Raw genomic sequence first — 14,593 nt, 5'->3', positions numbered from 1 at the left:
GTGGGGTTAAATGAAAAAACCAATTCGAGGGTAAGATGATGAAAAAAGTATTAGCTCTGGTTGTTGCCGCTGCTATGGGTCTCTCTTCTGCTGCATTCGCCGCTGACGCTGTTGCCAACACCGCGGCTCCGGCTGCCACCTCTACCGCGGCACCGGCTGCGAAAACCGTGCAGCATAAAAAACACAAAAAAGTCGCAGTACAGAAAGCGCAGGCGGCTAAAAAGCACCATAAAAAAGCTGTGAAAAAAGAAGAGGCCGCACCTGTAGCCCAGAAAGCGCAGGCAGCAAAAAAACACCATAAAAAAGCAGTGAAACACGAAGCTGCTGCTCCAACCGCAAAACCGGCTGCATAAGCCCGCTTAGCTTAACGTGTCCGCGACGGGCACGTTGGTCATCGGCGCTGTACCGGCAAGGTGGCAGCGCCGTTTTTTTATCCGGAGGGCGTTATGTTGCAGCGCTATCGGTTTGAGGTAATTCTTGTCACGCTTATTTTATGCGCACTTGTCGCGGGTGTGTTTTATATTTCCTGACTGTAGTACGCTGATTTTACTCCCACTTTCGCGCTGTCCCGTCTATAGTTAATTACCAGGGTTCATATTTAATAATCATAATTAATCCCTTTAGAGTGTGATATGCGTAAATCTGTTGCGATTGTGCTGGGAACATTTTTTCTCTTTTCTGGATTAAGTCATGCGGACGATGGCGACAACGAGGCCGCGAACGCCAAAGAGATTCAAACGCTCTTTTTTGGTCATGACGATCGCACGCGTGTCGCCGATCCGTCCCGCGCGCCGTGGGAGGCTATTGGCCAGCTGGAGACGGCCAGCGGAAACCTCTGTACCGCCACCCTCATCACCCCTCGACTGGCGCTGACCGCCGGACACTGTCTGCTGGTGCCGCCGAAAGGTAAACCGGATAGGGCCGTTGCCCTGCGCTTCATCTCGCAAAAGGGGAGCTGGCGTTATGAGATCCACGGCATTGAAGGCCGCGTCGATGCCTCATTAGGCAGACGGCTGAAAGCCGATGGCGATGGCTGGATTGTGCCGCCCTCTGCCGCCTCGTGGGATTTTGGTCTGGTGGTGTTGCGCAACCCGCCGTCGGGGATCACCCCGCTACCGCTGTTTGCCGGGGATAAAGCGGAGCTGACCGCCGCCCTGAAAGAGGCCGATCGCAAGGTGAGCCAGGCGGGATACCCGGAAGATCATCTGGATGTGCTGTACACCCATCAGCACTGTATCGTCACCGGCTGGGCGCAAAACAGCGTGCTGTCCCATCAGTGTGATACCCTGCCCGGCGACAGCGGTTCGCCGCTGATGCTGAATACCGCCGCAGGCTGGCAGCTTATTGGCGTTCAGAGTTCGGCCCCGGCGGCAAAAGATCGCTGGCGGGCCGATAACCGCGCCCTGTCGATCACCGGTTTTCGCGACAAGCTGGCAGAGCTGGCACAGCAGTGACTTAACACTGGCGCTGCTGCCGTAGCGCCATAATCGCCTCTATCGGCATCGGCTGACTGTACCAGTAACCCTGCAGCTGATCGCAGCCCGCCAGACGCAGCAGCTTCATCTGTTTTTCGTTCTCCACCCCTTCTGCGACCACCGTCATCCCCAGCGCGGTGGCAATGCGCACCGTACCGCTCACCAGCGCCGAGGCCTGTTCGTCATGATCCACCAGCCCGGCCAGGGATTTATCTATCTTGATGGTATTGAAGTTAAAGCGGCGCAGATAGCCGATACTGGAGTAGCCGGTACCGAAATCGTCCAGTGCCACCGCGATACCCTGCGCCTTAAGATTATTGATGGCTGAGCGTGCCCGCTCGGGATTTTCCAGCACGTAGGTTTCGGTTACTTCCAGCTGCAGGCGCGTAGGGGGAAAGTGGCTGAGGGCCAGCGCGCCTTCCACTTTGGCTTCAAATTCGGGATCACGAAACTGCGCCGGGGAGATGTTGACCGAGAGTTTTAAATCCGTGTATGGCTCCAGATCCTGACAGGCCCGGCTGAGGACAAACTGCCCCAGGCCGTAAATCAGACCGCTGGTTTCGGCGACGGTAATAAACTCATCCGGCGCCAGCGGCCCCTGGGGACGCCGCGGCCAGCGCACCAGCGCTTCCACGCCGACCATTTTCTGGCTGCGGGCATCAATGATCGGCTGATACCAGACGTCAAACTCATTGTGTTCCAGACCATGACGGATCTGCCCCTCAATCGCCAGCCGACGCTCGCGAACGTTGTTCAGCTCGGCATCATAGTGCGTCACCCGCCCCTTGCCGGTAATTTTCGAGTGGTACATAGCAATATCGGCGCGACGGAACAGCTCGGTGCTGGTGCACTCCACCAGCGTGCCGCTGGCGATGCCGATACTGGCGCCAATGTGGATGGAACGCTCACCAACAATGATGGGCGAGTGGAGATAATCAAGCACAAAGCCGGCAAACGCCGAGGCCAGCGCTTCGGCGTTGTCGCCCCCGATGGTCATGGCAAACTCATCGCCGCCCATCCGGGCCAGCATGCCGTCTTTGGGCACATTGTCACGCAGCGCGCCCGCGATGATGACGATCAGCGCATCGCCCACCTCATGGCCGTAGATATCATTGACGTCCTTAAAGCCGTCGAGATCGATAAACACCACGCTTTTGCGATCGGTATCGCCGCGCTGGCTCACCCGCTCCAGCTCTTCAATCAGCGCCCGGCGATTGGGTAGATGACTCAGCCAGTCGGTACGCGCCACCGACCGTGCCAGCGTCTCCCCCCGCGCCAGTTTATACAGCCCCACGCAGCTGAAGAGGATAAACAGCAAAATCAGCGTCGCGGTGAGCAAGACGATCTGCGTGATGTCGAGGGAGGCCGCTTTCGCCGCTGCGGCCCCCGGCAGGCGCGGCTGCCACGAGAGATAGCCCAGCACTTCGCCGGAGGAGCTTTTTAGCGGCACACTGACGTCGCTCACCCGCTCTGGCGTAAAGGTCAGGTTGTCGATCTGAAACGTATTTCCGAGATCGCGCAGGATTTGCGGGTTGATATGGCGGGTAATCACCAGAAAACGACGGGTATTGTCCCCCACCCGCAGGCTGCCAATCGTCGGGCGTATCAGGCCAACGCCAACAAAAGCAATCCCCGCCCGGGTACGGGTGATCCCGGCGTAGATGTTTTTATCCGAGCGCAGGGCGTTGGTATGCATCAGGATCAGCGATTTCAAACCGTCGCCAAAGAAGTCGAGGTTTTTTTCGGCAAAAGGCTGGCCTTTGAACGATCCCCACAGCACCCGAAACCGTTCGTCGAGTACAAAGGTGCCGTCATAGAGGTTATTCACCTTGTAGCCTGCGCCCCAGGTGTTGTAGAGCCAGTCGATGTCGAGCGCCGGGCGATAGGCCTCCCGCACGGCATCGTCCCAGACCGCGTTATCAATCACCAGCGACCAGACCCGGTTCACCGATGTCTGAATAGCGCCCTCTACCGAGAGCGCGGTGCGCTGCTCGTCGATTTCGTTGGCTTTACTGCTGATAAGGTTGAGGGAGAGGTAGAGCAAGGCGACCACAGAGAAAATTAAGCCGACCCCTGCCATGAAGATCATGGCAAACAAGGTCCTGGCAGAAGGAATTTTATGCCAGCTTAAAGGGTTACGCATTCAGTCACCGTCCTTTTTTATGCCCTCCGTCTAAGCGTAATACAGGAGATAAATTTCGCTGCCCGTAATGACAGGCAGCGACGTTATCAGGCCAGTTTTATCATGATCATTCCGGCGAGGAGCAGCACCAGGCCAATCCACCCTTTTTGATTCAACCGCTGCCCAAACAGGATCCAGCCTGCGGCAAGCGTTGCCGCAATACCAAACCCGCCCCACAGGGCATAGGCGACCGACAGATCAATCCCCTTTACCGCCTGTGACAGGGCGCTGAAGGCGCCCAGTACCGCGGCAATCGACAGCAGGCCGTAGGTTTTGCGGCGAAAACCGTCTGAGAATTTCAGCAGAACGTTGGCAATAATTTCGAGCGCGATAGCCAGGGCTAACCAGGCGGCATGGATCCACTCAAACTGCTGCATGGGTCACCTCCGCACGCGATTTTGCCGGTTTTCGGGTGCCGGATTTAATTAATATGATGCCTGCCACCAGCGTCGTCAGCCCGGCCATTTTCATCAGGGAAAGCGACTCATCAAACAGCAGCACGCTGAACAGCGTAATTAACAAAATACCAATACCTTCCCATAACGCGTAGGCCACGCCCAGTGCGATTTTTTTAACCGCAAAACTGAGGAAAATATAGGACAGCGCAATCATCGACAGCATTAAAATATAGCCGCTGTGACTGCCGGTGACGCTGGCCCATTTCATGGAGAGGGTGCCGGTTATTTCAGCAACGATAGCAAGACCTAAGAGGATCCAGTAAAACATGTTTTTCTCCTGCTTGAGAATATAATCCTTCGCGGCTAGCCAGTAACGGCAGCCGGATAAAAAAAACGTAACAGATTAGCCGGACGCAATGCGCCAGCTCAGGCAGAGAGAGGGTCTACAGCGCGTTGCGCCAGTGTTGCTCGCCAGACGTAAGGCAAAAAGAGGAGAACAGAGCGGGAGTGATTTTTGATAAAGCGGTGCTGAACAGATTGTCCATAAAATTACAATTATCTGCGGTGTTGCTTCTCGTCAGTGCAGATGAAAATTGTCTCCAGTAGTTAAACACAGCTGATTTCTACCATAAGCCAGGATTTTACTCAAAGCATTTTCATTTCTTTACCCTCATCGTTTGCGTTTGGTTAATTTATTAAGCGTGCTGCGCCGCTAGAATAAATATAAAGGACATTATCAGGAGCCAGCATGGCGAAACCCATTATTACCCTCAACGGATTAAAAATAGTCATTATGCTTGGCATGCTGGTGATTGTACTTACCGGGATCCGTTTCGCGGCAGATATTATCGTGCCCTTTATCCTGGCGCTGTTTATCGCCGTGGTGCTTCAGCCTGTTGTGCGAAGACTGGTGCGGCTTCGTCTGCCACGCGTGCTGGCTATCACCCTGCCGATTGTGCTTATCGTGGTGCTGATGGCTTTGCTGGTGGCTTATCTCGGCACCTCGCTGAATGAACTGGCCCGCACCCTGCCGCACTATCGCACCTCGCTGGCCGTTCCGCTGCTGCATCTTGAGCCCTGGCTGCAGCGGGCCGGAATTGAGGTGTCGATGGAAGAGCTGCTGAAATATATTGACCCCAATGCCGCCATGACGCTGGTGACCGCCCTGCTGGCCCAGCTCTCCAGCGCCATGACCTCCATTTTTCTTTTACTGCTGACCGTGGTCTTTATGCTGCTGGAGGTGCCGCAGCTGCCGGCGAAACTCCAGCCTCTGATGACCCGCCCGGTGGAAGGCATGGCTGCCATCCAGCGCGCCCTTGACAGCGTGTCGCACTATCTGGTGCTGAAGACCGCCATTAGTCTGGTGACCGGGCTGGTGGTGTGGGGGATGCTGGCGGTGCTGGAGGTACGGTTTGCCTTCGTCTGGGCGCTGCTGGCCTTTGCGCTGAACTATATCCCCAACATCGGTTCGGTGCTGGCCGCCGTTCCCCCGATTGCCCAGGTGCTGGTCTTCAGCGGCTTTTACGCTGCGCTGGTGCTGCTGGCAGGTTATCTGCTGGTGAACCTGATCTTCGGCAATATCCTCGAGCCCCGCGTGATGGGCCGCGGGCTGGGTCTCTCCACCCTGGTGGTCTTTTTGTCGCTGATCTTCTGGGGCTGGCTGTTGGGTCCGGTTGGCATGCTGCTGTCGGTGCCCCTGACCATTATTGCGAAGATTGCGCTGGAGCAGACCCAGGGCGGCAAAAGCATTGCCCTGCTGCTCAGCGATATGAGCCGGGAAACGTGACGGTTAGCCAATCTCCAGCAGCGGCTTGCGGGTTCGTCCCGCCTGGCGGTAATGGGCAAGCGCTGATTGCCAGTCGGTAAAGGGCAACAGCGTCGTGTCACTGTAGTGGCTGGCGGCAAGCCATGACCAGATATCGCAAAATGCCGCCTGCCACGCCTCAGGTGTGAGCGCATCCAGATAGTTGCGGATATGAAACCAGTGCACCGCCGGAAAGTGACGCTGTAATGCAAAGGGCTGACCGGAGAGCAAACCGTAGCAGACAAAGACGGCGCTTTTGTCCATCGCCCCCAGGATCGCCAGCGCCAGCTCGCCGCCGGTGGCGTCATAGACGATATCGCTGGCCGCAGCGAGAGCACGCACGCTGTCAATGTCTTGCTGGGCAACGGGGATAATCCCCATCGCCCGCAGCCGGTCGGCATGTACCGGCGAGCGGTGAATGCCGTAAACCTCGGTTGCGTCCTGCCGCAGCGCCCACTGCCCCAGCAAAATGGCGCAGTCCGAACCGGCGGCAGTCAACAGCACCCGTTTCCCCTGTGGGGGATAGAGGCTGAGCATCAGCCAGGCCGCCAGTGGATTGATGAACGCCCGCGCCGCCAGCGAGTCAGGAATGGTATCCGGAACCGGGATCGCAAGCGTCGCCGGGCAATCCACATACTGCTGCCAGGTGCCTTCCCCACGCAGGGGCAGAACCCGCGTGCCGATAAGCGCCGCCGCGCTGTCCGGCGCGGCAATCACTCGCCCTACGCCTTCGTATCCGGCGACGGCAGGCAGGGTAATGCGATGGCGGTAAGCGCCCGTAATGGGGATAAGATCCGAAGCGTTGATCGGCGCCATCAGCATCTGCACCCGAATATCTCCCGATTTCAGCGGCGCTTTTATCGCCGTTTCCCGCCGCAGAACAGACTCAGGCTCACCAAACTGGCGGTAGCATAATACGGTGTTTTCCATACTCTAACGGCTGCGCTTGGCGTGACGCTCAAAGTTTTCCTGCTTCGCCTCACCTGATTTACGCAGCGCGACGTAACAGGCGCCACTGCCGCCGTGGTGCGGCTGGGCGACGCAAAAGGCCTGCACCGCCTCAAACTCGGTCAACCAGCGCGCCAGATAGCTGCGCACGATGTTGGCGTGAGAATTGTCGTCGCGCCCTTTACCATGAATGATAATCAGGTTACGCAGGCCGTCACGCTCCGCCTGACGAATAAAGGTATACAGCTGCTGGCGGCACTGCTCAACGGGCTGACGCAGCAAAGTAAGGCTCGCCTGACGCGGATATTTGCCCGAGCGCAGCTTGTCGATAACCCCCTGTTGTACCCCTTCACGCTGGAAAGCCAACTGCTCCGCAAGGGGGATGACATCCAGAAAGCCGGTGGTCAGAAAGTTATCGAGCTGGGTGATATCCACGGGCTGGCGGGTACGCGAGGCGCGCGTTGGCTGCCAGTGGACCTCGGTACAGCGCTTGAGGGGCTGGACATCCTCCATCGCATCAAGAAAAAGCGATTTATCTTCTGGGTTCATGGCATCCTCCTGCTTAGCTGACAGGCTACTATACCTGCCCCCTCACCCTGGCTCAATGCGGCGTTACCCTGTCTGCACGGCCAAAAAACAACCAGTAAGAAAATAATAATAAATACAGTTATTTTAATTAATAATTAAAGCGCACTTAAGTTTATTTTTATTAATGATAAACTTTATGACTTAGGTAAAACTTTTAAAAACCAGGCGCTTTCTTATCTGTATTATTGTCAAAAAAATGATATATACAAAGGTATCTGCACTATGGAAACAATAAGCAGAGTCGCATGTGGAGCAATGCTGTGTGTACTGTGGGGTCTGTTGGATGTCGACAGGCTCCATTTTTTTAAGGTGAATGTGGTTAAGAAATAACCTGCCGGGCATGGCGCCTGAATTGTGTGATTAATGAATCGGTCAACGGCGTCTGTCGGGAATCTCTTCTTTGAATCAGGTAATAGGTGGCTTTTGGTAAAGGTTCTTTTACCGGGATCATGACCAGACGCTGTGCCAGCAGCGGGTCGCAGCCCAACTCCTGCGGCAAAATGCTGAGAAAATCACTGTGGGCCACCAGGCTAATACTTGATGAAAACGTTTCGCATACCACGCCAATATGCGGGATTTGTTGGCGATGAGAAAACATCTCTTCCAGCTGCTTATAATAACTGCCGCGCGGCGTTGGCATTGTCCAGTTGTATTTCAGTAACTCATTAATTGATTTAGCGCCAGTCGCCGGATGACCTTCACGACAAAATATCGCAAACGGTTTCTCAAACAATTTTTCAAACGTGAACTCATGATCATAAGGGCCCTGATAATAGGTATTTATGGTGAAATCGAGTTCGCCCTGGCGTAATTCATTAATCATCGACACTAATTGCCCTTCCATAATCCGCACCTTCACCTGCGGATGCTGCTGATGGAAGCGTTTGATAACCGCGGGCATTAACAAACGAGCAATACTGGCGCCCATGCCAATATTAATTTGCCCCGCCTGCTGGCCTTGTCGCTGACGAATATCATCCTGGGCGCTGCGTAACTCTTCGAGGATCAGGCTGGCATGCTGATAAAAACTCTCTCCGCACTCGGTGAGAGTCACCCCTTTACTGCGGCGGATGAACAGCTGCGCCGCGATGCCCTCCTCCAGCTCTTTAATCGATTTGGTCAGCGCCGGTTGCGACAGGTTCAGTACCCGGCTGGCTCCCCGAATGCTTCCCTGTTTTGCCACTTCCACGAACGCCCGCAGCTGGTGAAATTTTACCTGAAATGTCATGTCGACACCGATAACCGTTGTTTATCAGAGAAAAGAAACTGTCATCTACTGTAATGGAATTGATTGTGCGAGGGTAAGCCACGAACGGTTAAATCTGTGAAAAAACGGTTAGTGATAAGTAAAAACTATCACAGTGTGAAGCAGTTCACACATTCTTATGATAGAGGAAACGAAATGCAGAGACTGGCGCAGGACCTGAAGGCCCTCTTCCCCCAACTCACCGCGTGGCGACGCGATTTTCACCATTTTGCTGAATCCGGATGGGTCGAGTTCCGCACCGCGGCAAAGGTCGCAGAGATACTGGATCAGCTAGGCTATGACCTGGCGATGGGCCGGGATGTGGTCGATGCCGACACCCGGATGGGCCTGCCAGACGACGCCACCCTGGCAGAGGCCTTTGCCCGCGCGCGTCAGCAAGGCGCGCCTGAAAAATGGCTTAGCGCCTTTGAAGGCGGTTTTACCGGTATTGTCGCCACGCTGCAAACGGGCCGCCCCGGGCCGACGCTGGCGTTTCGCGTGGACATGGACGCGCTGGATCTTGATGAAGCCCGCGACAACGACCATCTTCCCTTCCGGGAAGGTTTTGCCTCCTGTAACGGCGGCATGATGCACGCCTGCGCCCACGATGGGCATACCACCATTGGTCTTGGACTGGCGCATCTGCTGATGCAGTACCGCGAGCAGCTCAACGGCACCATCAAACTGATCTTCCAGCCTGCCGAAGAGGGTACCCGCGGCGCACGGGCGATGGTGGCGGCAGGCGCGCTCGACGGCGTGGACTATTTCACCGCCATCCACATTGGCACCGGCGTGCCTGCGGGCACCGTCATCTGCGGCAGCGATAATTTTATGGCCACCACCAAATTCGACGTGCGCTTTACCGGCGTGGCGGCGCATGCGGGCGGCAAGCCTGAAGAGGGACGCAACGCCCTGCTGGCCGCTGCCCAGGCGGCGATCGGCCTGCACAGCATCGCCCCGCACAGCGAAGGTGCGTCGCGGGTTAACGTCGGCGTGATGCAGGCGGGCAGCGGCCGTAACGTCGTGCCCGCCAGCGCCCTGCTGAAAGTGGAGACCCGCGGCGAGAGCGAAGCGATTAACAACTACGTCTTTGCGCGCGCCAAAGCGGTGATTGACGGTGCGGCGGCGATGCATGGCGTCAGCAGCGAGTTGCGGCTGATGGGTGCAGCCACCTCCAGCACGCCGTCCCCGGCGTGGGTCAACTACTTACGCGAACAGGCGCAACAGGTGGCAGGCGTTGAGCAGGCCATCGATAAGGTGAAAGCCCCTGCCGGCTCGGAAGATGCCACCCTGATGATGGCGCGGGTCCAGCAAAACGGCGGGCTTGCCTCCTATATGGTATTTGGCACCACCCTCAGCGCCGGACATCACAACGAAAAATTCGATTTCGATGAGACGGTGATGTTGATTGCCATCGAAACCCTGGCGCGTACCGCGCTTAATTTCCCGTGGACGCGAGGTGTGTAATGTCGTCAATCTACCGTTTTGTTGAGGATGCCATCGACACCCGCGCGCAGCAGTTTACCGCCATTGCCGATGCGATCTGGGATCACCCGGAGACCCGCTTCGAAGAGTTCTGGTCTGCCGAACGGCTGGCCAGCGCCCTGGAAGAGACGGGCTTTACCCTGTCCCGCGAGGCAGGTGGCATACCGAACGCCTTTATTGCCAGCTACGGCGAGGGGAAACCGGTTATTGCCATTCTCGGTGAGTATGACGCCCTGGCAGGATTAAGCCAGCAGGCGCACTGCGCCACCCCGCAAAGCGATACCCCGGGAGCCAACGGCCACGGCTGCGGGCATAACCTGCTGGGCACCGCCGGGCTGGCAGCCGCGGTGGCGGTAAAAAGCTGGCTGGAGCAGCATGGCGGCAGCGGTAGCGTGCGCTTTTACGGCTGCCCCGGCGAAGAAGGCGGATCGGGAAAGACCTTTATGGTGCGCGAGGGGCTGTTCGACGATGTGGATGCCGCCGTTACCTGGCACCCCGAAGCGTTCGCCGGGATGTTTAACGTCAGCACCCTGGCCAACATCCAGGTGGCATGGCGTTTTCACGGCACCGCGGCCCATGCGGCGAACTCCCCGCATCTTGGCCGTAGCGCGCTGGATGCCGTCACCCTGATGACCACCGGCACCAATTTTCTCAATGAACATATTATTGAAAAAGCCCGGGTCCATTACGCCATCACCGATACCGGCGGCATCTCCCCGAACGTGGTGCAGGCCCAGGCGGAAGTCCTCTATCTGATCCGCGCCCCGGAGATGGCTGACGCGCAGCAGATCTATGAGCGTATCGAAAAGATTGCCCAGGGTGCGGCGCTGATGACCGAAACCACCGTGGAGCGACGCTTTGAAAAGGCCTGCTCCAGCTACCTGCCTAACCGCACCCTGGAGGCCGCCATGTACCGCGCCGTTCAGCATTACGGTACGCCAGAGTGGAGCGACGAGGAGCGCGGCTTCGCGGCGGAGATCAGCGCCACGCTGAGCGACAACGATCGGCAGAACAGCCTGAAAAATATCGCTGCCACCGGGGGTGAAGAGGGTAAGCAGTTTGCCCGCCGCCATCAGCAGACCCTGCTGATTGACGAGGTGGCCCCTTATGCCATCACCGATAATGTGCTTGCGGGCTCCACCGATGTGGGTGATGTGAGCTGGAAAATGCCGGTTGCCCAGTGCTTCAGCCCCTGCTTTACCGTGGGCACGCCGCTCCATACCTGGCAGCTGGTTGCCCAGGGCCGCACCTCCATCGCCCATAAAGGCATGCTCCAGGCGGGCAAAGTGATGGGCGCAACAGCCCTGGCGCTTCTTCAGGATCCGGCGCTGCTCGCCGCCTGCCGCGAGGAGTTTACTCAACAAATCACTGAAAAACCGTACGTTTGCCCGATTCCAGAAAACGTGACACCGTCACCTTTAAAATAATAAAACACAACAACACAACACTCCCGAGGAACGCCCATGAGTATGTCATCCATACCTTCGCATTCCCCATCCGGCAAGCTCTATGGTTGGGTTGAAAGGATCGGTAATAAAGTGCCCCATCCTTTCCTGCTTTTTATCTATTTGATTGTGATTCTGATGGTCGCTACCGCGATATTATCGGCCTTTGACGTCAGCGCCCGTAATCCGGCTGACGGCAGCATGGTGGCGGTAAAGAACCTGCTCAGCGTTGAAGGTCTGCACTGGTTTTTACCGAACGTGGTTAAAAACTTCAGCGGCTTCGCGCCGTTGGGGGCCATCCTGGCGCTAGTGCTGGGGGCGGGTCTGGCTGAACGTTCCGGCCTGCTGCCTGCGCTGATGGTCAAGATGGCCTCCCACGTCAGCGCGCGTTACGCCAGCTATATGGTGCTGTTTATTGCTTTCTTCAGCCATATCTCATCGGATGCCGCGCTGGTGATTATGCCCCCGATGGGAGCGCTGATCTTCCTTGCGGTGGGAAGGCATCCGGTGGCGGGTCTGCTGGCGGCCATCGCCGGGGTCGGCTGTGGCTTTACCGCCAATCTGCTGATCGTCACCACCGACGTGTTGCTTTCCGGTATCAGCACCGAAGCGGCAAAATCCATCGATGCTGCGATGCACGTCAGCGTGATCGACAACTGGTACTTTATGGCCAGCTCGGTGATTGTGCTGACCCTTGTCGGGGGGCTGATCACCGATAAGATCGTTGAGCCGCGTCTGGGCAAGTGGCAAGGCAACAGCGATGAAAAGCTGGATGCATTAACGCCAGAGCAGCGCCGGGGGCTGCGGGTGGCTGGGGTGGTGTCGCTGCTCTTTATCGCCGCCATTGCGCTGATGGTGGTGCCGGAGAGCGGTATCCTGCGCGATCCGGTGAAACATACCGTTCTGCCTTCGCCGTTTATCAAAGGCATCGTGCCGCTGATCATCCTCTTCTTCTTTGTCGTCTCACTGGCATACGGCATCGCCACGGGCAAGGTGCGTCGTCAGGGCGATCTGCCGCAGCTGATGATCGAGCCGATGAAGGAGATGGCCGGGTTTATCGTGATGGTGTTCCCGCTGGCGCAGTTTGTCGCCATGTTTAACTGGAGCAACATGGGCAAATTTATGGCGGTGGGGCTGACCGATATTCTGGAGAGTGCCGGGCTGAGCGGCGTGCCGGCGTTTGTGGGCCTGGCGCTGCTGTCGTCCCTGCTCTGCATGTTTATCGCCAGCGGCTCGGCCATCTGGTCGATCCTGGCCCCTATTTTCGTGCCGATGTTCATGCTGCTGGGTTTCCATCCGGCGTTTGCGCAGATCCTCTTTCGCGTGGCGGATTCATCGGTCATCCCGCTGGCGCCGGTCTCCCCCTTTGTGCCGCTGTTTTTAGGCTTCCTGCAGCGCTACAAGCCCGAGGCGAAACTGGGTACCTACTATTCGCTGGTGCTGCCGTATCCGCTTATCTTTTTAGGGGTATGGTTGCTGATGCTGGTGGCGTGGTATCTTGTCGGCCTGCCTATCGGGCCAGGGGTCTACCCGCGACTGAACTAAGGAATGTGCCAGATGCTGAGATTACTCGAAGACAAAATTGCTACGCCCCTTGGGCCGCTGTGGGCCATTGCCGATGAGCAATTCAACCTGCGCGCCGTTGAGTGGGAGGAGCACAGCAACCGGATGGTGGAGCTGCTGAATATCCACTACCGGGCGCAGGGCTACGAGCGCATCAGCGCCAGCAATCCGGGCGGGCTGAGCGAAAAGCTCACCGCCTGGTTCGAGGGCGATCTCAGCATTATCGATACCCTGCCAACCGCCACCGCGGGTACCCCTTTTCAGCGTGAGGTGTGGCAGGCGTTGCGTTCCATTCCCTGCGGCCAGGTGATGCACTACGGGCAGCTGGCAGCACAGCTTGGCCGCCCGGGTGCGGCGCGTGCCGTCGGGGCAGCTAACGGCTCCAATCCGGTCAGTATTGTGGTGCCCTGCCATCGCGTTATCGGACGTAACGGCACCCTCACCGGGTATGCTGGCGGGGTGCAGCGCAAAGAGTGGTTACTGCGTCATGAAGGCTATTTACTCCTGTAGTTCCAGGCTTTTAGTGCTTAATATTCCTTAAGTTAATTGAAATATCCGCAACCAAGTTGTGGAATTTCAAGAAGATGCTGACACATTCACGCTTCTTGACCTTATTGATGGTTTAGCAGGCTTACGCAGGGTCAAAAAAGATGTTAAAATTGACAAATATCAATTAAGGCTTGAGCATACCTATGATCCCGGAAAAGCGAATTATTCGACGCATTCAGTCTGGCGGTTGTGCTATCCATTGTCAGGACTGCAGCATCAGCCAGCTCTGTATCCCGTTTACCCTGAATGAGCACGAGCTTGATCAGCTTGATAATATTATCGAGCGTAAAAAGCCGATTCAGAAAGGGCAGACGCTGTTTAAAGCGGGAGACGAACTGAAGTCGCTGTACGCTATCCGCTCTGGCACTATTAAAAGCTATACCATCACCGAACAGGGCGACGAGCAAATCACCGGCTTCCACCTGGCGGGCGACCTGGTCGGCTTTGACGCCATCGGCACCGGTAACCACCCGAGCTTCGCCCAGGCGCTGGAAACCTCAATGGTTTGCGAAATCCCGTTTGAAACACTGGACGATCTGTCAGGCAAAATGCCTAACCTGCGCCAGCAGATGATGCGTCTGATGAGCGGTGAGATCAAAGGCGATCAGGATATGATTCTGCTGCTTTCCAAAAAGAATGCAGAAGAACGCCTGGCCGCGTTTATCTACAACCTCTCCCGTCGTTTCGCCGAGCGCGGCTTCTCTCCTCGTGAGTTCCGTCTGACCATGACCCGTGGCGATATCGGTAACTACCTGGGCCTGACCGTTGAGACCATCAGCCGTCTGCTGGGGCGTTTCCAGAAAAGCGGTATGCTGGCGGTAAAAGGGAAATACATCACCATTGAGAATGGTGAAGCGCTGGCAGTGCTGGCGGGCCACTCGCGTAACGTCGCATAAATTCATCTGACTTC

Annotated in this window: 14 protein-coding genes; 8 read left to right on the top strand and 6 right to left on the bottom strand. The window is 56.8% G+C overall.

Annotated elements, in window-relative coordinates; translation table 11 throughout:
* The first annotated feature begins 38 nt into the window (after positions 1 to 38).
* Positions 39 to 353 carry an acid resistance repetitive basic protein Asr gene (gene asr, locus GNG29_RS10265; protein WP_103179429.1) on the top strand — a complete coding sequence of 105 codons (315 nt, stop codon included), beginning with the start codon at positions 39 to 41 and terminating at the stop codon, positions 351 to 353.
* A 279-nt stretch (positions 354 to 632) separates the two neighbouring features.
* Positions 633 to 1,454 (top strand): serine protease, encoded by an 822-nt coding sequence (locus GNG29_RS10260; protein ID WP_156654413.1) that lies wholly within the window; start codon positions 633 to 635, stop codon positions 1,452 to 1,454.
* A gap of 1 nt (position 1,455) precedes the next feature.
* On the opposite strand, the gene GNG29_RS10255 is transcribed toward GNG29_RS10260, so the two are convergent.
* The 3 genes from GNG29_RS10255 to mdtJ form a co-directional block, all read right to left on the bottom strand.
* Positions 1,456 to 3,618, bottom strand: coding sequence for an EAL domain-containing protein (locus GNG29_RS10255; RefSeq protein ID WP_103179427.1), 2,163 nt, complete (start codon positions 3,616 to 3,618; stop codon positions 1,456 to 1,458).
* An 86-nt stretch (positions 3,619 to 3,704) separates the two neighbouring features.
* Positions 3,705 to 4,034: a multidrug/spermidine efflux SMR transporter subunit MdtI gene (gene mdtI, locus GNG29_RS10250; RefSeq protein WP_103179426.1), complete on the bottom strand. Its 330-nt coding sequence runs from the start codon at positions 4,032 to 4,034 to the stop codon at positions 3,705 to 3,707.
* Positions 4,021 to 4,383 (bottom strand): multidrug/spermidine efflux SMR transporter subunit MdtJ, encoded by a 363-nt coding sequence (gene mdtJ / locus GNG29_RS10245; RefSeq protein WP_156654412.1) that lies wholly within the window; start codon positions 4,381 to 4,383, stop codon positions 4,021 to 4,023. The genes mdtI and mdtJ overlap by 14 nt, the downstream gene beginning before the upstream one ends.
* A gap of 420 nt (positions 4,384 to 4,803) precedes the next feature.
* Here mdtJ and GNG29_RS10240 point away from each other — a divergent pair, with 420 nt between their 5' ends.
* Positions 4,804 to 5,841, top strand: a complete 1,038-nt coding sequence (locus GNG29_RS10240) for an AI-2E family transporter (RefSeq protein ID WP_103179424.1) — start codon at positions 4,804 to 4,806, stop codon at positions 5,839 to 5,841.
* 3 nt (positions 5,842 to 5,844) lie between these two features.
* Here GNG29_RS10240 and GNG29_RS10235 read toward each other — a convergent pair whose 3' ends face one another.
* The 3 genes from GNG29_RS10235 to GNG29_RS10225 form a co-directional block, all read right to left on the bottom strand.
* Positions 5,845 to 6,789, bottom strand: coding sequence for a zinc-dependent alcohol dehydrogenase family protein (locus tag GNG29_RS10235; protein WP_156654411.1), 945 nt, complete (start codon positions 6,787 to 6,789; stop codon positions 5,845 to 5,847).
* Between the two features lie 3 nt (positions 6,790 to 6,792).
* Positions 6,793 to 7,356 carry a DNA endonuclease SmrA gene (gene smrA / locus GNG29_RS10230; RefSeq protein ID WP_103179422.1) on the bottom strand — a complete coding sequence of 188 codons (564 nt, stop codon included), beginning with the start codon at positions 7,354 to 7,356 and terminating at the stop codon, positions 6,793 to 6,795.
* Between the two features lie 358 nt (positions 7,357 to 7,714).
* Positions 7,715 to 8,623, bottom strand: a complete 909-nt coding sequence (locus GNG29_RS10225) for a LysR family transcriptional regulator (RefSeq protein ID WP_156654410.1) — start codon at positions 8,621 to 8,623, stop codon at positions 7,715 to 7,717.
* A 174-nt stretch (positions 8,624 to 8,797) separates the two neighbouring features.
* Between GNG29_RS10225 and GNG29_RS10220 the strand changes: the two genes are divergently transcribed.
* From GNG29_RS10220 to fnr, 5 genes are all read left to right on the top strand, one after another.
* The gene (locus GNG29_RS10220; protein WP_103179420.1) at positions 8,798 to 10,108 is read left to right on the top strand and encodes a M20 family metallo-hydrolase; all 1,311 of its coding nucleotides are present in this window, start codon (positions 8,798 to 8,800) and stop codon (positions 10,106 to 10,108) included.
* Positions 10,108 to 11,553 carry a M20 family metallopeptidase gene (locus GNG29_RS10215; protein WP_156654409.1) on the top strand — a complete coding sequence of 482 codons (1,446 nt, stop codon included), beginning with the start codon at positions 10,108 to 10,110 and terminating at the stop codon, positions 11,551 to 11,553. Before GNG29_RS10220 ends, GNG29_RS10215 begins: the two co-directional genes overlap by 1 nt.
* A gap of 36 nt (positions 11,554 to 11,589) precedes the next feature.
* Positions 11,590 to 13,116, top strand: coding sequence for a p-aminobenzoyl-glutamate transporter (gene abgT, locus GNG29_RS10210; protein WP_103179418.1), 1,527 nt, complete (start codon positions 11,590 to 11,592; stop codon positions 13,114 to 13,116).
* A 12-nt stretch (positions 13,117 to 13,128) separates the two neighbouring features.
* Entirely contained in the window at positions 13,129 to 13,644 is a 516-nt protein-coding gene (ogt, locus tag GNG29_RS10205) for a methylated-DNA--[protein]-cysteine S-methyltransferase (protein WP_156654408.1), read from the top strand.
* Between the two features lie 182 nt (positions 13,645 to 13,826).
* Complete coding sequence (gene fnr / locus GNG29_RS10200) at positions 13,827 to 14,579, top strand: fumarate/nitrate reduction transcriptional regulator Fnr (protein ID WP_032617879.1); 753 nt, start codon at positions 13,827 to 13,829, stop codon at positions 14,577 to 14,579.
* Positions 14,580 to 14,593 lie beyond the last annotated feature (14 nt).

The organism is Leclercia sp. Colony189 (assembly GCF_009740165.1).
GTDB lineage: Bacteria > Pseudomonadota > Gammaproteobacteria > Enterobacterales > Enterobacteriaceae > Enterobacter.
This window is presented reverse-complemented; position numbering and strand designations above follow the sequence as displayed.